At 44.8% G+C, this 17713-nt stretch carries 20 protein-coding genes and 1 rRNA gene; 12 read left to right on the forward strand and 9 right to left on the reverse strand.

The annotated features are described in order from the left end of the window. The 5 genes from ACFS25_RS05435 to ACFS25_RS05455 all read left to right on the forward strand — a co-directional run. A partial coding sequence (locus ACFS25_RS05435; protein ID WP_381497420.1) for a hypothetical protein occupies nucleotides 1-190 on the forward strand: 190 nt, incomplete at its 5' end. Further along, nucleotides 177-287, forward strand: a 5S ribosomal RNA gene (rrf, locus tag ACFS25_RS05440). The genes ACFS25_RS05435 and rrf, both read left to right, overlap by 14 nt. Nucleotides 288-439: 152 nt before the next feature. Further along, nucleotides 440-934 carry a (2Fe-2S)-binding protein gene (locus tag ACFS25_RS05445; RefSeq protein WP_381497421.1) on the forward strand — a complete coding sequence of 165 codons (495 nt, stop codon included), beginning with the start codon at nucleotides 440-442 and terminating at the stop codon, nucleotides 932-934. A 2-nt stretch (nucleotides 935-936) separates the two neighbouring features. Continuing rightward, a complete protein-coding gene (locus tag ACFS25_RS05450) occupies nucleotides 937-3090 on the forward strand; it encodes a xanthine dehydrogenase family protein molybdopterin-binding subunit (protein ID WP_381497422.1) in 2154 nt (717 codons plus the stop codon). A gap of 60 nt (nucleotides 3091-3150) precedes the next feature. After that, the gene (locus ACFS25_RS05455; protein WP_381497423.1) at nucleotides 3151-3447 is read left to right on the forward strand and encodes an antibiotic biosynthesis monooxygenase family protein; all 297 of its coding nucleotides are present in this window, start codon (nucleotides 3151-3153) and stop codon (nucleotides 3445-3447) included. Between the two features lie 60 nt (nucleotides 3448-3507). Here ACFS25_RS05455 and ACFS25_RS05460 read toward each other — a convergent pair whose 3' ends face one another. Continuing rightward, entirely contained in the window at nucleotides 3508-3882 is a 375-nt protein-coding gene (locus tag ACFS25_RS05460; RefSeq protein WP_381497424.1) for a hypothetical protein, read from the reverse strand. A 304-nt stretch (nucleotides 3883-4186) separates the two neighbouring features. Between ACFS25_RS05460 and ACFS25_RS05465 the strand changes: the two genes are divergently transcribed. The 3 genes from ACFS25_RS05465 to ACFS25_RS05475 all read left to right on the forward strand — a co-directional run bounded on the left by ACFS25_RS05465 (nucleotide 4187) and on the right by ACFS25_RS05475 (nucleotide 7122). Beyond that, nucleotides 4187-4711: a GreA/GreB family elongation factor gene (locus ACFS25_RS05465; RefSeq protein WP_381497425.1), complete on the forward strand. Its 525-nt coding sequence runs from the start codon at nucleotides 4187-4189 to the stop codon at nucleotides 4709-4711. 103 nt (nucleotides 4712-4814) lie between these two features. After that, nucleotides 4815-5960: a glycoside hydrolase family 43 protein gene (locus ACFS25_RS05470; RefSeq protein WP_381497426.1), complete on the forward strand. Its 1146-nt coding sequence runs from the start codon at nucleotides 4815-4817 to the stop codon at nucleotides 5958-5960. Nucleotides 5961-6039: 79 nt separating this feature from the next. After that, a complete protein-coding gene (locus ACFS25_RS05475; RefSeq protein ID WP_381497427.1) occupies nucleotides 6040-7122 on the forward strand; it encodes a Gfo/Idh/MocA family protein in 1083 nt (360 codons plus the stop codon). A 125-nt stretch (nucleotides 7123-7247) separates the two neighbouring features. On the opposite strand, the gene ACFS25_RS05480 is transcribed toward ACFS25_RS05475, so the two are convergent. From ACFS25_RS05480 to ACFS25_RS05515, 8 genes are all read right to left on the reverse strand, one after another. After that, complete coding sequence (locus ACFS25_RS05480) at nucleotides 7248-8903, reverse strand: D-alanine--D-alanine ligase family protein (protein ID WP_381497428.1); 1656 nt, start codon at nucleotides 8901-8903, stop codon at nucleotides 7248-7250. Nucleotides 8904-9347: 444 nt separating this feature from the next. Beyond that, nucleotides 9348-9614: a NifU family protein gene (locus ACFS25_RS05485; protein ID WP_381497429.1), complete on the reverse strand. Its 267-nt coding sequence runs from the start codon at nucleotides 9612-9614 to the stop codon at nucleotides 9348-9350. Nucleotides 9615-9655: 41 nt separating this feature from the next. Further along, nucleotides 9656-10759 (reverse strand): Mrp/NBP35 family ATP-binding protein, encoded by a 1104-nt coding sequence (locus ACFS25_RS05490; protein ID WP_381497430.1) that lies wholly within the window; start codon nucleotides 10757-10759, stop codon nucleotides 9656-9658. A 41-nt stretch (nucleotides 10760-10800) separates the two neighbouring features. After that, nucleotides 10801-11823, reverse strand: a complete 1023-nt coding sequence (locus ACFS25_RS05495) for a GSCFA domain-containing protein (RefSeq protein ID WP_381497431.1) — start codon at nucleotides 11821-11823, stop codon at nucleotides 10801-10803. 218 nt (nucleotides 11824-12041) lie between these two features. Next, nucleotides 12042-12485 (reverse strand): 50S ribosomal protein L9, encoded by a 444-nt coding sequence (rplI, locus tag ACFS25_RS05500; RefSeq protein ID WP_381497432.1) that lies wholly within the window; start codon nucleotides 12483-12485, stop codon nucleotides 12042-12044. A gap of 105 nt (nucleotides 12486-12590) precedes the next feature. After that, a complete protein-coding gene (gene rpsR / locus ACFS25_RS05505; protein WP_018620831.1) occupies nucleotides 12591-12842 on the reverse strand; it encodes a 30S ribosomal protein S18 in 252 nt (83 codons plus the stop codon). Nucleotides 12843-12844: 2 nt separating this feature from the next. Further along, nucleotides 12845-13219: a 30S ribosomal protein S6 gene (gene rpsF / locus ACFS25_RS05510; protein WP_046575574.1), complete on the reverse strand. Its 375-nt coding sequence runs from the start codon at nucleotides 13217-13219 to the stop codon at nucleotides 12845-12847. A 113-nt stretch (nucleotides 13220-13332) separates the two neighbouring features. After that, complete coding sequence (locus ACFS25_RS05515) at nucleotides 13333-14274, reverse strand: cell division protein ZapB (RefSeq protein WP_381497433.1); 942 nt, start codon at nucleotides 14272-14274, stop codon at nucleotides 13333-13335. A 181-nt stretch (nucleotides 14275-14455) separates the two neighbouring features. Between ACFS25_RS05515 and ACFS25_RS05520 the strand changes: the two genes are divergently transcribed. The 4 genes from ACFS25_RS05520 to ACFS25_RS05535 all read left to right on the forward strand — a co-directional run bounded on the left by ACFS25_RS05520 (nucleotide 14456) and on the right by ACFS25_RS05535 (nucleotide 17691). After that, complete coding sequence (locus ACFS25_RS05520) at nucleotides 14456-15112, forward strand: YggS family pyridoxal phosphate-dependent enzyme (RefSeq protein ID WP_381497434.1); 657 nt, start codon at nucleotides 14456-14458, stop codon at nucleotides 15110-15112. A 68-nt stretch (nucleotides 15113-15180) separates the two neighbouring features. Then, nucleotides 15181-15558 carry a DUF423 domain-containing protein gene (locus ACFS25_RS05525; RefSeq protein ID WP_381497435.1) on the forward strand — a complete coding sequence of 126 codons (378 nt, stop codon included), beginning with the start codon at nucleotides 15181-15183 and terminating at the stop codon, nucleotides 15556-15558. A gap of 110 nt (nucleotides 15559-15668) precedes the next feature. Further along, complete coding sequence (locus ACFS25_RS05530) at nucleotides 15669-17264, forward strand: peptide chain release factor 3 (protein WP_381497436.1); 1596 nt, start codon at nucleotides 15669-15671, stop codon at nucleotides 17262-17264. A gap of 100 nt (nucleotides 17265-17364) precedes the next feature. Further along, nucleotides 17365-17691, forward strand: a complete 327-nt coding sequence (locus ACFS25_RS05535) for a hypothetical protein (protein ID WP_381497437.1) — start codon at nucleotides 17365-17367, stop codon at nucleotides 17689-17691. The last annotated feature ends 22 nt before the right edge of the window (nucleotides 17692-17713 follow it).

Genomic DNA, 17713 nt, shown 5'->3' on the forward strand with positions numbered 1-17713 from the left:
GGTGTTAGCGGTGAGAGCCGTTGAGCTGAGCCGTACTAATGACCCCGGAAGCGTGTTTAAGAATTGCTTTCATATGTTAGTTGATGAATTTAGTTTTACTGGGTTTGGTATCCAGGTCTCTCTCTGTAGGAAAAAAGACAAGATATTGGCTGTAAGAAGCCGGACGAGTCAATTAGGTTGGTGCTGGTAAGGCGGGTGGTCACCTCTTCCATTTCGCACAGAGCCGTTAAGCCCCGTACTGCCGATGGTACTGCTGTCATAAGCGGGAGAGTAGGAAGGTGCCACCTATTGAAACCGCAGTGCAAGCTGCCGTTGTGAAGCCGTGAGTCGAAAGACTCACGGCTTCTTGCGTTTTATAGCGTTTCGGTTTTATTTGAATCAGTAAAGCTTATTATTAACTTTTTGTAACTTAGGCTTTTCATCTCTTCTTGCCTAAGAAATGGCTATTTTCAAACTTCAAATCAATGGTCGTAGTTATCAGGCTGATCTTGATCCTGATACCCCCTTATTATGGGCACTACGTGACAATTTCGGCTTAGTCGGTACGAAGTATGGTTGTGGTATTGCCCAATGCGGAGCATGTACTGTACACTTAAATGGAGAAGCTACTCGCTCCTGTGTGTTACCTGTTTCGGCGGTAGGTAAATCGAAAGTGACAACAATTGAGGGCTTATCTGCTAATGGTACTCATCCTGTTCAGCAAGCGTGGGATAAAATGGATGTACCTCAATGCGGGTATTGTCAGGCCGGTCAGATTATGACGGCAGCTGCATTGCTCAAACGAAATCCAAAACCGTCACAAAATGAAATTGATGATACTATGACTGGCAACCTCTGCCGTTGCGGTACTTATCATCGTATCCGGGAAGCCGTGAAATTAGCATCTACATCTACAGTATCGTCGGGAGCTACTAAATCTTCAAAAACGAAATAACTATGCAAACGATGAAAAATTCGGGCCGTAGAAACTTTCTTAAAATAGCTGTAGCAGCTGGAGGTGGACTTCTTTTAAACTTCAACTGGATCGAATCAGAAGCCGCAACATCAGTAGCGGTTGATGCCGCTACGCTTTCCGGCGTTGGTTTTAACAGTTATTTGTCGATTAATCCACAGGGCGTTATCACTATACTCTCACCAAATCCTGAAGTTGGACAGGGTATAAAAACGGCCTTTCCCATTATCGTAGCTGAAGAGTTAGACGCTGATTGGAAAAAGGTTGTTGTTGAACAAGCTCCCTTAGATACAAAAAAATTTGAGCGGCAGGTAGCGGGGGGCAGTGGTTCAATTCCGCATTCCTGGCAGCGATTGCGCACTGCTGGAGCTACGGCTCGCCAAATGCTATTGGAAGCAGCCGCAAAACGATGGAATGTGTCAGCTTCGGAGTGTACAACTGACAAAGGATTTGTGATGCATTCAGCGAGTAGTCGTAAATTAAGTTATGGTGAATTGGCTACCGAAGCGGCTCAATTACCTGTACCGACTGACGTTAAGCTGAAAGCTGTAAAAGATTTTAAACTTATTGGCAGTACGGTTAAAAACGTCGATAATCCTAAAATTATCACCGGGAAACCGTTGTTTGGACTAGATTTCTACCGTGAGAGCATGCTGTTCGCTATGCTCCAACGCCCCGCATTTGGCTACAAACTGAAGTCGCTGAATGCTGAAGTGGCTAAAGCGATGCCGGGTATTATTAATGTGCTAACGTTCGATAATAATGTCGCTGTAGTTGGCAAATCGACCTGGCAGGTAAAAAAGGCAAAAGATGCGTTAAAAATTGAGTGGGAAAAAGCAGATGTTTTAGAAAGCACAGCCGATCATAATCGCTTGCTAAAAGAACTACTAGATGGTTCAGGAACCACTGTTCGGCGGAAAGACGGCGATGTAGAGACAGCCTTTAAGAATGCAGCTAAGGTTGTTAAAGCTGAATATCAATGCCCATTTCTGCCGCACAATCCATTAGAGCCAATGAATTTCTTCGCACATGTCCGGACGGATGGTGTCGAGTTGGTTGGACCAACGCAAACCCCTGAATTAGCTCGTAATGAAACGGCTAAACTACTCGGAATCTCGCCCGATAAAGTTACGGTTCAACTTACGCGCATGGGCGGAGGTTTTGGTCGTCGGCTTAAGGCAGATTATGTAGTGGAAGCCGTTCAGGTGTCAAAACTAGTCAATGCCCCTGTAAAAGTTATTTGGACGCGCGAAGATGACATGACAGGAGGTAGTTATCGTCCAGCCGTTCGTTACAGGTTTGAGGCTGCTTTGGATGCGCAAGGTACTATGATTGGCTACAAACTCCGGGGGGCAAGCATCAATGCCGGTAATTCAACACGAGAGGATAACTTTCCCGCTGGAGCCGTAGATAACTTGCTGATTGATAGTGTAGACCATAAATCACCGATTACGACCGGACCATGGCGAGCACCGATCACAAACTTTCTCGCATTTGCCGAACAGTCGTTTATGGACGAAGTGGCGCAGGCTGCGGGCAAAGATCCTGTGCAATTTAGGTTGGAGTTGTTAGATAAACTTAAACAAAAACCGGTTGGCGCTGTCAAGTATGATGGTGACCGGATGAAGGGCGTTATCGCCTTAGCTGCCGAAAAGTCGGGGTGGGGTAAGAAGAAAGGCGCAGATGGAAAGCCTGTAGCACAGGGTTTTAGCGTTTATTTCTCGCATCGTTCTTATGTAGCGCAGGTGGGTGAAGTTGTTATGCAAAAGGGTAAGCCAGTTCTACAGAAGGTCTATTCAGCGGCAGATTGTGGAGTAGTCATAAACCAAAGCGGAGCGCAGCAACAGGTGCGAGGGTGTATAGTTGATGGAATTGGACACGCCATGTATGGTAATATTACGTTTAAAGACGGTGTACCGGAACAGAAGAATTTTAACGAATACAGACTTATTCGCCTGAATGAAATACCCGAAGTAGAAGTGCATTTTGTTCAAAATGAAATTGATCCTACTGGTTTAGGCGAACCCTCTCTCCCGCCGGCAGGAGCAGCCGTTGCTAATGCTATTTTTAAAGCAACTGGCAAACGATTAAGGAGTCAGCCATTTGTAGAGCAGGAAGAATTCAAGGGCGTGTCGTAATCAACTTTATATAAGCGTTTGCAAATCTTTTATATCGTTCATTCTTACTAACTTATCGATATGTATGCACGTGTTATTCAATTTCCTTTAAAGGCGGATAGCATTCCTGACGCGATTAATTATTTCCGTGATTCGGTAGGACCAGCACTTAAACAATTTGACGGTTTTAAGAACAGCCGTATGCTGACTAATCCGTCTACCAATCAAGGGTTAATGGTAACGTTATGGGAGTCAGAAGCCTATCGTCAAGCGGCAGAATCTAGTGGTTTCCTACAGGATGTTTTAAAAAGTATGAGTAGCTATTTCGCTGCTCCCCCAACTGTAGATTATTACGAAGTGAATGTTCAAATAGCTTAAGATACCAAAAGCCAACGTCCAGGTGAAAGTTTGGGCGTTGGCTTTTTGGTATATTGTATTTTACTGCATAGCAATAACGCGGGTTATATTCTGCACTGGTGCAGTCGATAAGTTTAGCTGTTTACGAATACTACCCTCGCTCGACTTGACCTCTAATTCGTACTGTCCATCCGTCAACTCGTCAACATTTAATCTTACCGCATATCTTAATTCTTTCTTGCCAATGTTCTGCGAGAATAAGATTTGGTTGTCTTCATTACGAAGTACAACAACAACAGGAACATCGGCATTTTTTTGGACGGCTACCCGAATTTGCTTGTCGATTGTGACATAGGCACTGGCATCGAATGGTAAAGATTTGGGATTCGTTGGGTTGATCAGCGTAGAGGTACTCAAAAGAATTGAAACAGCTAAGTTGCTCATTAGTGAAAACATAGTAGTGCGTGTTTAGTGTTTGAAAAAAGTTTGTAACTGATTAGTTGTTTACTGTTCGTGTATAGTAAGCCAAAGGTTATGCCAACTAATATTATATATTGATTATCAAGAATTTAGTTTTATTAGCCTGCTTCGATATTGTCCATAAGTGGACAATCTTTGTTCACTTACGGACAAAAGTAAACGACGGCTTCTCGGTGAGAATGTGGTACATTACGAGGTGAAAGCGTACATTATCTAGCGAAAACCGATTATAAACAACGGGCCTTTATAGCTGTTAAGTTGATATAAAAGGTAAACTGATATGAGTAGGGCTTTTCTTAAAAATGAGAGTGCAGATGATCCGGTTGTTATACCTGCGCGGGCACCATTACCACCGGGTATAGCTAACTATGTGACTCCTCAGGGGCTTTTGTTGCTGCGAACAGAGTTAGACGAGCTGGAAATAGAACACGCTCAGGCGCAAACCAATGAATATGATGATAGCGAGCGTACCCGGCTATTAGCTTTGCTGAATGGACGAATTGCAGCTCTTAATCAGCGTATTGCTACTGCTAAAGTTGTTGATATACACGGACACCCACAAGACGAAGTCCGATTTGGTGCAACAATTAGTTTGCGCAGCCGGAACGCAAAAGTTGAGAATGCTGATAGACAATTGACCATTGTGGGTGTCGATGAAGCTAATGCTACCCATGGACGCATTGCGTTTACGGCTCCTATTGCGCGGCTGGTTTTGGGAAAGCACGTTGGTGATCTCATTTCTTTACGAACTCTACAGGGCGAAAATGTAATGGAGATTACAGCTATTTCGTATGGAGAATATTAATGCCTAACCAAAATAGTGTAGTGTCATTTTAGCCATTCAGTAGAAATATGAATAGTAAGCTCTTTTCCTGACTACGTATAAAAAAGATTTATCTAAAATAAACATGATTAATTACGGTAAGCTCAGTTATCTGGTTCTTTTATCAGGTGTTTTTGGGGTGTTAATAGGAGCTTGTCAAAGTGGTAAGTCAAAACAGGAAAAAACGGAAGCTGTAGCGGGTGATTCGGCTTCTAGTTCCAGTCAGTCACCTCTGTCGAAGCCATTAATCAGTAATATATATACGGCTGATCCATCCGCTCATGTTTTCAACGGTAAAATTTACATTTATCCCTCACACGACATTGATGCTGGTGTCAAAGAGGATGATGAGGGGGCGCATTTTGCGATGCGCGATTATCACATATTATCAATGGATAGTATTAATGGCAAGGTTACTGATCATGGTGTAGGGTTGGATATCAAGGATATTGCCTGGGCTGGCCGTCAGTTGTGGGCGCCCGATGTAGCTTATAAAAACGGTACCTATTATTTGTATTTTCCGGTTAAAGACAAAAAAGATGTGTTTCGAATGGGTGTTGCTACCAGCAAATCACCCACTGGACCGTTCAAGGCAGAACTCACTCCAATTGAAGGCAGCTTCAGCATTGACCCCGCAGTTTTCACAGATACCGATGGGAAAACCTATATGTATTTTGGAGGAATTTGGGGCGGTCAACTGCAACGCTGGGCTACGGGTAAATATGCTGCCAATGGGTCTAAAACTGATTTGGGCAACGCTAAAGAACCTGCTTTATCAGCTAAGATAGCCCGGTTGAGTAAAGATATGCTACACTTCGATGAACCTGCTAAAGACGTAAAAATCGTTGATAAAGAAGGTAAGCCACTACTAACCAGTGATCATGACCGGCGGTTTTTTGAAGGAAGCTGGATGCATAAGTACAACGACAAATACTATTTCTCGTATTCGACTGGTGACACGCATCTCCTGGCTTACGCTATTGGCAATTCGCCATATGGACCATTCACGTATCAGGGCGTTATTATGAAGCCGGTAAAAGGCTGGACAACCCACCACTCGATTATTGAAGTAAAAGGTAAGTCAGACGCGGCCCAATGGTACATTTTCTACCACGATACCGAACTGTCGGGCAAGACACACCTGCGTAATATTAAGGTGGCTGAACTAACCCATAGGGCAGACGGAACGATTGAAACAATTGATCCGTACCCGGCTAAGAAAACTAATTAATGTGTAAGTGTTAAGTTTGCTGCCTTAGTGACGTAAAAGGCTTCACTAAGGCAGTTGTTATATCTGTATCGAAATAAATATGTCAAGTACTACTCAACCAATACGAGTTCTTGTTGTCGGATGTGGCAATATGGGCGCATCGCACGCCATAGCCTATCAAACGCTGGATGGATTCGACATTTGCGGTATCGTATCCACCGGAAATAGTAAAGTTGTTCTTAATGAACGGCTGGGCGGTGGCTATACCTTGTTCAGCGATTATGCAACGGCTTTAGCTGAAACAAAACCAGATGCCGTCTGCATTTCGACTTACCCCGACACACATGAAGCATTTGCCCTGATGGCCTTCGAGCAAGGATGCGATGTGTTCATGGAGAAACCGATTGCCGATACCGTTGAGGGCGCAGAACGCGTAATGGCTGCCGCTGAAAAAGCTGGAAAGAAATTAGTTGTGGGTTATATTTTGCGGCATCATCCGTCCTGGGCGAAGTTTGTTGAAGTGGCGCAGGGACTCGGTAAACCGCTGGTAATGCGGATGAATCTGAATCAGCAGAGTCACGGAACGATGTGGACCGTCCACCGGAATCTGATGAAAAGCCTAAGCCCGATTGTGGATTGTGGTGTTCATTATATTGATGTAATGTGCCAGATGACTCGCTCAAAACCGACGCAGGTCAACGCTATCGGAGCCCGATTAACCAACGATATACCCGTTGGTAACTACAATTATGGTCAGTTACAGATTCGATTTGAAGACGGTTCTGTAGGCTGGTACGAAGCCGGCTGGGGACCAATGATGAGCGAAACGGCCTTCTTTGTAAAAGACGTAATTGGACCAGAAGGCTGTGTTTCTATTGTTGCGAAAAACGCTGGAGCTGCCGGAAAGTCGGATAATGTCGATTCGCATACGAAAACAGAGTCACTGCGGGTGCATCGGGCTGCATTGGATGCCAACGACCAATTTGTAGAGTCAGACACCTGGATTGATATGCAGGATGAACCTGACCATCAGGAACTTTGTAATCGTGAACAACGGTATTTTCTAAAAGCTATTCAGGAAGACCTTGATCTAGCAGATCATATGCAGGATGCCGTCAATAGTTTGCGAATTGCTTTCGCCTGCGATGAATCGGTACGAACGGGATTACCCGTCTTTTTATAGTAGTCTTTTATTGAAATACAGCTTCAATAAGCAACATAGCCTCACTCGATAGTGGGGCTATGTTGCTTATTTCTTATTCGTAGAGTTAGGTTTAAGAAATTGACTCCACAAGAAACCAGTGTTCTCTATACGTATCGTTCTGTAATATGTCGGGCTTGTTCGGTTGTCTCGACCAGTAATAGATGGCGCGGCTGACTTAGAGCCGTTTCCAACTCGGCAATTGTATCTTTGAAAAGCAGGTTAACCGGAATCTCATGAAATTCCAGTTTGCTTTTAATATACATCAATGACGGGCGTACCGTACCAGTTGCCGCCAATTCGTTGTATTGCTGCTTTGCCGCTATAAATTCGTCATCGCTTGCTCCAAACGAGACAACGCGTTCTGGTAAAGGATTAGCTTTCCGATCAGCGAGTTGGGCATCGAGTGTAGCGAGCAGGTGTTTGAGACGAAACGTGTCTTTGCCAGTGCGAATGCGTTCGCGTAAAGACTGGCGAACAAGATATGTCAGCGAATTAGCCAGATTTAAGCCAATTTCAGCCATCTGCTTAAAAATCAATGAAGAGGGCGACATGCCCGGAATTGTATTTGGGTCATGGAGTAACACATCACCAGCGGGTGTCAGAAATCCGTCAATTCGTGAGTATACATTAATACCCAGACGCGTAAACACCTCCGATACGGCCAACTGAATCTTACGGTTATTCTCTAAACTCGTCTCAACCGGAATACGCTTTTTAGTTGTATTGAGTTTGTATTTTGACTCAAAATCAAAACTCGTTATGTTATAAATCTCCGTTGGTGGCAGGGCAATTGCTACTTGATCATCATCCTGAATAACTCCGCACGAAAACTCCTGACCTGTAATAAATTCCTCAAACAGAACCTCATCTTCAGCATTAACTGACGCTAGCGTAATCGACTGGCCGCCCTGCTTTGTGAGCGCATCAAGTTTAGAAACAAAGTCGGCTGGGTGTTTAATTACTTCACCGGTTTGTTCAATTACAATCGGGAAACTAATACCTGAGTCCAGACTTACCATTTTTTGCGCCAGTTCTCGTTTATCGCCAGATGATAAGCTAGCCCATTCACTTAGTTTGCTCCAACCGTCGGGTTGCACGCTCATGGTAAAAAAGCACTGTTCTACGGCCCGACAGAACTGTGTTAGGTCAGCCTCACGTACAATTACCACACCGATGGATGATCCCTGATGGGGCGCTTTTACTACAATAGGCAAACCTAAGTGCTCGGTCAACGATCGAAAAAACTGCGCTTTATCAGTTTGCTCGTAAGCATCACGGCTAATGGTGGCCGTTTTTTTCTGTTGTCCGTTCGCTAACGCAATTAATTCGTTTTGTAGAATTTTATTGATACCCACGGCTGAACCAACAAGGCCTGGCCCCGTATACGGCATTTTATACCATTCCAGCAAACCCTGAATGGCACCGTCTTCGCAGTCAGGACCGTGCATAGCGAGGAAGGCCAAATCGAAGTGGTCGCGAAACTGTTCAGGTCTCAGTTCGGGTAGGGTTGCGTCGAGTATATCGGTGCCGAGCGACTCATCATAGACTGAATAGCCAGATTTATCCTGCGGCAGTGCATCACGCAGGGAAGGTGATTGGAGGAAGTCGGGTGTAACGAGCCGAAACCGCCCGCGTCCATCCACAAACACTAGAACAGGCTCAAACAAACCTTTATCTAAGTTCGCTAAAGCAGTGCGGCCACCCGCAAACGATACCTCACGCTCCCGCGCTGGTCCACCAAAAAAAATGCCTATTTTCACTGAATTGAGGAATAGTTACGGTTGCAAAGAAACAAAAAAGCCGCTTGTTTCAGACAAGCGGCTGGTATTAATCAGGTGAAATTACTGTGACACCTTTACTAAGTTTAGTAGCCAAAACTGCCTTTGTCTTGTTAACAAGTGGTAATAGGAATTTATAATCGCTACCCTTGACTTTCAATGTTAAAACGGGGGTTGGGTAGTTAGTGAAGTTTTGCTGATGGTCAAACCATGCATCCAATTTGATTGGCGGGTCAAATTTATGGTCGGTCATCAGCTTCATCAACTACATTTCGCTTAGAGGAAAACCATTCAAAAACTCATCAATCAATTGTTGGATTAGATTCAATATAATCTACTAAGTGCTGAATTGGCACTCGCTTTTACCTCCTATCAACTCTGGGTCGATATTAATGAGTTCCTTCGCAGTAATAGCTAAGTAGCGTATTAAAACGCAGGTGTAAGATTCACCGCTTCCACTTTTGTAATCTCCGGTACGGCCCTTAAAATGGCTTCTTCCAAACCACCTTTAAACGTCATGGCCGACATGGGGCATGAACCGCACGATCCGATAAGTTCGAGTCGTACTGTTTTGTCCTCTGTTACTTCCAGTATCTTAACGTTGCCGCCATCGGCAGCCAGATACGGTCGCATGGTATCGAGAGCCCGTTCTATTTTACTAATTAGTTGGTCGTTATTAACTACCGTCTCCATTGCATCATTGATTTACGGTAAATTTATACTTTCTGCGTTGTTTATGCAACCTGAACCCGCGCGGTGCGATCAATGGTTGCATTACGAATAGCAACTTGTTGGGCAAGGGCTTCTGCCGCAGCCCGGAAAGCTTCTATCACTATGGGTTCCCCCGAACTGATTGCTGGTCGGCCGTCATCGCCCGCTTCGCGAATACTCTGCACAAGGGGAATTTGGCCCAGCATGGGAACATCGAACTGATCGGCCAAAAGTTGACCACCACCCTTGCCAAAAATATAATACTTATGCTCGGGCAGTTCGGCGGGTGTAAAGTAAGACATGTTTTCAATCACGCCCAGCACCGGCACATTAATTTGTGGCTGTCGGAACATAGACAATCCTTTCGTGGCGTCAGCCAGCGCAACTTTCTGGGGGGTCGTTACAATAATAGCGCCTGTAACAGGCACCGTTTGTACCAGCGTCAGGTGAATATCGCCCGTGCCCGGTGGCAGGTCAATGAGCAGATAATCTAATTCGCCCCAGTCAGCATCAGAGAAAAACTGTTGCAACGCCCGCCCGGCCATCGTACCTCGCCAAATGATAGCCTGACCCGGCGCGACTAATAAACCCATTGACAGCATTTTAATGCCGAACTGTTGAATAGGCTCCATGCGCGTTTGCCCATCCACCTGAAAAATACGAGGCTGAATATTTTCAGCTCCGAACATGGTTGGCATAGAAGGCCCGTAGATATCGGCATCGATGATGCCAACTTTTGCACCGGATTTGTGCAGCGCAATGGCTAGATTAGCCGTTACAGTAGACTTTCCAACGCCACCTTTCCCGGAAGAAATAGCAATAATATTTTTTACGCCCGGCAGTGTTGGTGCATTGACTCGTGTTGAGGTCACGTCTGACGTCATGTCAATCGTAATCTGAATATCGGCGCCAATCTGCGAATGAATAGCATCTTCGCACCGTTTGCGAATAACTTCCTTAAGTGGACAGGCGGGTGTGGTCAATACAACGGTAAAGCGAACCGAACCGATGCCCAACACGACATCTTTCACCATGTTCAGCGAAACCAGGTCGCGTTTTAAATCGGGCTCTTCTACGGTACTCAATGCCCGCAGAACGGATTCTTCAGATAATCGGTAATCAGACATAGTGATGGGGAAAAAGAGGAGGTAAGACGGGAGGAATAGACTTAAGCAAATTCCTTTGCGCCTTCCTGCCTTTGGGCCGTTTCTCCCTGTTTTAAACGACTTCGCACCTCTGCCAGTTCCGCAGATACATCTATCTGTTTTGATATAGTTTCTAATTGTGCCAATAATTTGGTTAGAAACTGATGATGGACCGGACTGTGGGCATCGTGAAGCGGGCGGTGAGCCAACGATTTACTGATTTGCCTCCATTCGGTAACAACGTTGCGTAGCTCACTATCAAACGTGCTTTCGGCAAATTTGTCGAAAATGTAGTCATGGGCCTGCGCATTCGGGTGAATCATATCCGCTTCATAAAACCGATAATCACGTAGATCATCAATCATCAACTCGTAGGCTGGAAAATAGGCTACCCAATTATTCCAGACTGTTAGTTCGTGGGTAATAACCCGCAAGGTGGATTTGCTTACGCTATTAAGCGGCAACGTATCGCGTGTGTGTCGAACGGGGCTAACTGTCAACAACACAGTTAATTTAGAATTGGCTTTGTGCAGTATTTTCAGCAGCCGTGTCATATCGTCGCGCAGATGATCGATATGATAGAGGTATTTTTCGAATATTGAGCCGGGCATTTTATGGCAGTTGGCCACTACTTTCCCCGTTTCAATGTGTCGATACACAACTGCCGAGCCAAGGGTTAAAAATAGAAAATCTGCCTTGCGAATAGCGTCGGCGGTTTGTGTTAAGCAAGTAGATAATTTATCCCGCAATTCTTCCTGGCTTTGGGCCCAGAGCGATGAATGAAAATCGTAGTGAAACCAAACGCCATCACGTTCGGTATACCTATTTTCATCGGGCGTAGATCCGTATAAGGCCATCGTCAGTAATTTGGCGATGGAAATCGGGTTGAAGATCGTTCCGAATGGATTGTTCAACACGGGTAATTTATTATCGGCTAACCGACGCCCCATAACATCGGCAAAGCACGACCCAATGGTTACAATCCGGCTGTTGAGACCAATACGTTGGGAGAGTGGTTCGGGCGAAAATTCGGTATGAAACTGCATACTTTACCAACAAAAAAACGGGCTGTTTAGGTCCGTTTTTGAGGAAAAACTACAATCCCTAATTAGCTGATTATTAGAGTAAAATAACCCTCTTGATGGCCTAATTAATGAGTCTTAATCAGAAGATTTATGTTATCGTTAATTCGTTAAAATACAACAAAAAACCGACCGGCTTCGTCATGCAACGCGCTGGTCGGTTTCCCTGAAAAGAGCAAAGCTTATTCAGCCGCTACAACTTCAAATTTCACTTTGTGCTTCACATCCTTGTGCAGGTCAAGTGAAGCTTCGTAGGTGCCAAGTGTTTTAATATCTTCAACCGTAATTTTCTTACGGTCGATGTCGAAGCCTTTTTCGCGAAGAGCTTCAGCCACCTGCGTGTTGGTAACCCGGCCGAAAATCTTGCCGCTGTCGCCCGCTTTCGCCGGAATCGTCAGCGTCATTGTACCAATACCTTCGGCAATCGTTTGCGCTTCGGTCTTGATTTTTTCTGCTTTGTGAGCTGCCTGACGAATATTTTCGGCAACGATCTTCTTGTTTGAATCGGTTGCCATCATTGCAAATCCCTGAGGAATCAGGTAGTTGCGGCCGTAACCGGGCTTCACGATCACGGTGTCGTTCTTATAGCCCAGGCCGGCAATATCGGTTTTTAAAATGATATTCATTTTTTGAAAAAGTCGTAAGTGAGTAAGCCGTAAGGAGTAAGTCATAAGTAGGTACGTAAGCCCTTCAGAGACTTATTTACTTACTCACTTACTACTTGCTACTGTTTATTTCAGTGAATCGCCTACGTAAGGCAGTATGGCCAGATGACGAGCGCGTTTGACAGCCTGGGCCACTTTGCGCTGGTTTTTCAGGGTCGTGCCAGTCAGACGACGGGGCAAAATTTTGCCCTGTTCGTTCAGCAGTTTCAGCAGGAAATTACCGTCTTTGTAGTCGATATATTTAATACCGGCTTTCTTAAAGCGGTCGTATTTTTTACGGTTCTCGGTTTTCGAGACAGATTCGTTTTGCAGACTCATGATTACTTGGCCTCCCCGGCGTTTTCGGTTTGTTTTTTCTTACCCACTAAGCCATTGCGCTTACGGTCATTGTAGGCAACAGCATGCTTGTCGAGCGAAACCGTCAAGTGACGAATGATGCGCTCGTCACGGAGATACTCGGTGTTGAGTTTCTCGATGATCGTGCCGGGGGCCTTAAACTCGAAGAGTTGGTAGTAACCCGTGTTCTTATGCTGAATCGGATAGGCAAGCTTGCGCAAACCCATGTGATCTTCGTGAACAAGCTCCGCACCGTTATCGGTCAGCACTTTGCGAAACTTGTCAACGGCGTCCTTCATCTGAGCATCAGATAAAACGGGAGTTAAAATGAACACCGTCTCGTAGTTATTAGGAAACATTTTTTTTGTAATTTGTTTGAAATGAGGGCGCAAAGGTAGAAAAAAAAACGCACTAGACAAAGGGTATACCGTAAAAATGTGGATAGCCTCCGTCTGGTGTTCGCCCCTTACGGCTATATAATTGTAAATTCGCCCTCACCAATTCGGAATCCTTCACAGTATATTTCGATGGTGTGTTTCCCCGCTTTAAATTGCTGAGCACCTCGCCCATAGATATAATCAACCCGCTGGCGGCTATTATCGAAGTTAAAGCGTTGCATAGACGTGTAAATCATTCCCTGGTTATTATACATGAACTCACCAGAGCCTGTGGCTAAATCAGATATAACAGCACCATTGGGATCAATAATTCGCATATACAATACTTTTTCGTCTTTCTTGGCCAACCCATTTGGTGACAACAGAACTGATACATGGATTTTGTCAAGCTTTTTGGCTTTATAGGTGCCGCCGTCGCTTTCTTTTCCGCGGGAATTAACCGCATTGACTGTAACGGCCTCAGCCCTGAGGGCGGCTGCTATGGTAACTTTCTCGGCTAATTCCAGATTTTTAGTAGTAACCGCTACCACGGAATCGCTCAGGGTTTGTTTTTCAGATTTTAGGCCGCTGTTTTCCTGAGAGAGTGCTTCGTTTTGCTGAGTTAGAACGCCATTCTCTTCTTTCAGGCGAGCAATTTCCTGGTCTTTCTGAGCCAGAATTGTTTGATAATTCCGAATTTTCTGGTCGTATTTCTTATTGTCGAATGCGCCAACATTTTTCAATTCACGCTTGTCAATTTCCAACTGTGCTTTCACTTTCATGAGTGAATCGACGCTGCCACCCAGTTGGCGGATTTCAACAATTTTAGCATCCAATTGTGTCGAAATGGAGTCCAGTTTAGTTTTAGCAATTAAAACTTCTTCAGTTTTGGCCGCAATTGTTGCATCTTTTGTTTTGTTATCCTGCCGCTCCTGGTAATAGAAGTATAACAGTAATACGTTAAGAGCGGCCAGAATTAATAATGCGGCTAATAAATAGCTACGACTATTATTTCGGGGTTGTGGTCTAGGTTCCATTGGTGTTGTGTGTTAAACTGACGAGTTGAGGTTAAAATCCTTACAAAAACTAAACCACAATATGATTTATTGTCTTGTTCAAGTGGTTTTTGGCTAAAAACTACGCAGAAACGCGTAGTTCTCAAACCTATATTTGCACAATATTAATAAACCGTTGTTATAAGCCTCTAAGCAAGACAGTATGGTTGCTGATACAATTCGCCTGATTGAAAGTGAATTACCCGATAAGGCTAAACTAATTGCCGTTACAAAAACGAAGCCTGTCGAGCTGTTACGTGAGGCCTATGATGCAGGTTGTCGGCGGTTTGGCGAGAATAAAGTACAGGAAATGGCTGACAAACAACCCCAATTGCCTGCTGATGTGGAGTGGCATTTGATTGGGCATTTGCAGACCAATAAAGTCAAATACATAGCTTCGTTTGTGGCCTTGGTTCATTCGGTAGATAGCCTGAAACTCTTGCAGGAAGTGAACAAACAAGCGGCTAAACACAATCGGATTATTGACTGCCTGTTGCAAATCTATATTGCCGACGAAGAAACGAAGTTTGGACTTTCAGCCGACGAAGCCGAAGCCTTACTTCAAGCACCTGAGTTAGACGGCTTGCCAAATATTCGTATTATAGGTCTTATGGGATTAGCCACCAACACGGACGACGATGCCAAAATCCGCCGGGAATTTCGAAGTCTAAAGCAGCTATACGACAAATTAGGACAAATTCAGCGTCCTATGCTTCATTTTCAGGAACTGTCGATGGGTATGAGTAACGATTATCACATTGCCCTCGAAGAGGGTAGTACATTGGTTCGGGTTGGGAGTGCTATTTTTGGATCGAGGTAGTATGGACCATCTCATCCGGGTCTACTAATTATATTTTATGACCGGATAGAATGTCCGGCATTACAACTATGAAATTCTTCATTCAATCTGGGGCCGTATTAGGCCTGCTGGGCGTAGGGCTGGGTGCTTTTGGTGCTCATGCGTTTCGAACAATGCTCGATGCGTCAGGGCGGTCAGCAACGTTCGAAACCGCCGTTAAATATCAGTTTTATCACGCCTTCGCCCTCATATTGGTGGGTCTGTTAATGCATACATTTGGCAGTAACCCCACCATTGTGAAACTGCTTAACTGGTCAGGTTATTGTTTTTTAGGGGGTGTGCTAATCTTTTCAGGGTCGCTTTATGTGCTGTGTTTCACGGGTGTTACGTGGCTGGGAGCGATTACCCCCATCGGCGGTCTAGGCATGATCGTAGGCTGGGCATTGCTATTATGGGCTTTTTTATAGGAAATTAGAAAAAGGAGTAAGGAGAGAAACCGAAAACGGGTAATCACGCATACGTCCCTTTTCATTAACTCCCTCTTTTTTCGTATCTTTGTCTTCTGATTCTGAGAATAATGCAAACGAATATACAGGTCGAAACGGCCCGTCGGCGAACGTTCGCCATTATCAGTCACCCTGATGCTGGCAAAACGACGCTGACCGAAAAATTACTACTTTTTGGGGGCGCTATTCAAACGGCTGGTGCTGTTAAATCCAATAAGATTAAGAAGTCGGCTACGTCGGATTTCATGGAAATTGAGAAGCAACGGGGTATTTCCGTGGCTACTTCGGTTATGACGTTTGAGTATGACCATCTGAAGATTAATATTCTTGATACGCCTGGCCACAAAGATTTTGCGGAAGATACCTATCGGACACTCACTGCCGTAGATAGTGTGATTCTGGTAATCGATTGCGTAAAGGGCGTAGAGGAACAAACCGAGCGACTGATGGAAGTTTGCCGGATGCGTGATTCACCGGTAATTATTTTTATCAACAAACTTGACCGCGAAGGCCGTAATCCGTTCGATCTGCTGGATGAACTAGAAGAGAAGCTGAACATTCGCGTTCGGCCAATGACCTGGCCGGTGAACATGGGCTCTGATTTTAAGGGAGTTTACAGTCTGATCGAGAAAAAATTATATTTCTTCAAAGCCAATAAAACCAAAGTAGAGGCCGATGTATTACCTATCGATTTGGCCGACGATCTGCTCGATGTAAAAGTGGGTCAACGTGATGCGGCTCAACTTCGGGAAGATGTTGACCTGATTGACGGTGTTTACGACGCGTTTGATCGGCAGGCTTATCTGGATGGTAAACTGGCACCTGTGTTCTTTGGCTCGGCAGTTAATAATTTCGGGGTTAAAGAACTGCTTGAGGGATTCTGTGATATTTCGCCAGAACCCGTCGCTCGTCAGACTGATAAACGGGAGGTGCAGCCCGATGAGAAAAACTTCAGTGGCTTTGTCTTTAAAATCCACGCAAATCTTGACCCTCGACACCGTGACCGTATCGCGTTTTTGCGCATTTGTTCGGGGGTGTTTGAGCGTAATAAATTCTATCACCACACACGGTTAGATAAGAACGTGCGCTTTGCCAGTCCGTTTAGTTTCATGGCCGATAGCAAAAGCGTGATTGAAGAAGGGTTTCCTGGCGATGTAGTGGGCCTTTATGACACGGGTACGTTTAAAATTGGCGACACGTTAACAGAAGGAGAAGAACTACAGTATCAGGGAATTCCGAGTTTTTCGCCGGAAATCTTTAAAGAACTGGTGAATCTCGACCCGATGAAATCAAAACAACTGGACAAAGGTATTCAGCAGTTGACTGATGAGGGAGTTGCTCAATTGTTTACGCTCGAACTGGGTAACCGCAAAATTGTCGGGACGGTTGGTGAGCTGCAATTTGAAGTGATTCAATACCGGCTGGAAAATGAATACGGAGCCAAATGCCGCTGGGTACCCTTGAACTATACGAAAGCCTGCTGGATTACAGCTGAAAATCCGATTAAACTGGCAGAGTTTATTCGACTTAAAGGTAACCAAATTGCTTACGATAAAGATCAAAACCCGGTATTTCTGGCCGAATCAGATTGGATGTTGCGCATGAATCAGCAAAATAATCCTGATGTCACTTTTCACCTCACATCAGAGTTTAAGGTCGCTGCTTAGTAGTCTATTGTCCGTTCGCTTAAATTTTTCGATACAATTAAAACTCAAGAGTCTCGAGCGAGTTGTTAGTCGTATAACTCACGTTAACTGATATATACTAATGACTAACTCCCTCGCAACACTTGCACTGGTCCTGGTACTTGCCGGATCAGCCGCTGCTCAGCAAAAGCAACGTAACACCACTAGTACTAGTAAATCTTCGAGCGGGGCTATTTCTGCTACTGATGCTGCCCGCTCAAACCCATCGGCGGCCAATACCCACGACGGAACAAATGGGGTATCTACAGGAACAGGTTTAACGAATGACCAACGGCAAGCTGATGGTAGTTCGTCGAACCGTACAACGAAGATTGATGCCAGTAGTAGTGTAAGAACAGGTCCATCACCGGTGAAAGCCCGGAAGAAGTTACCAAAATCCGGAAATTGACGTTACAAATTAATTAGTACTT

This window comes from Spirosoma flavum (genome assembly GCF_042686045.1).
GTDB lineage: Bacteria > Bacteroidota > Bacteroidia > Cytophagales > Spirosomataceae > Spirosoma > Spirosoma flavum.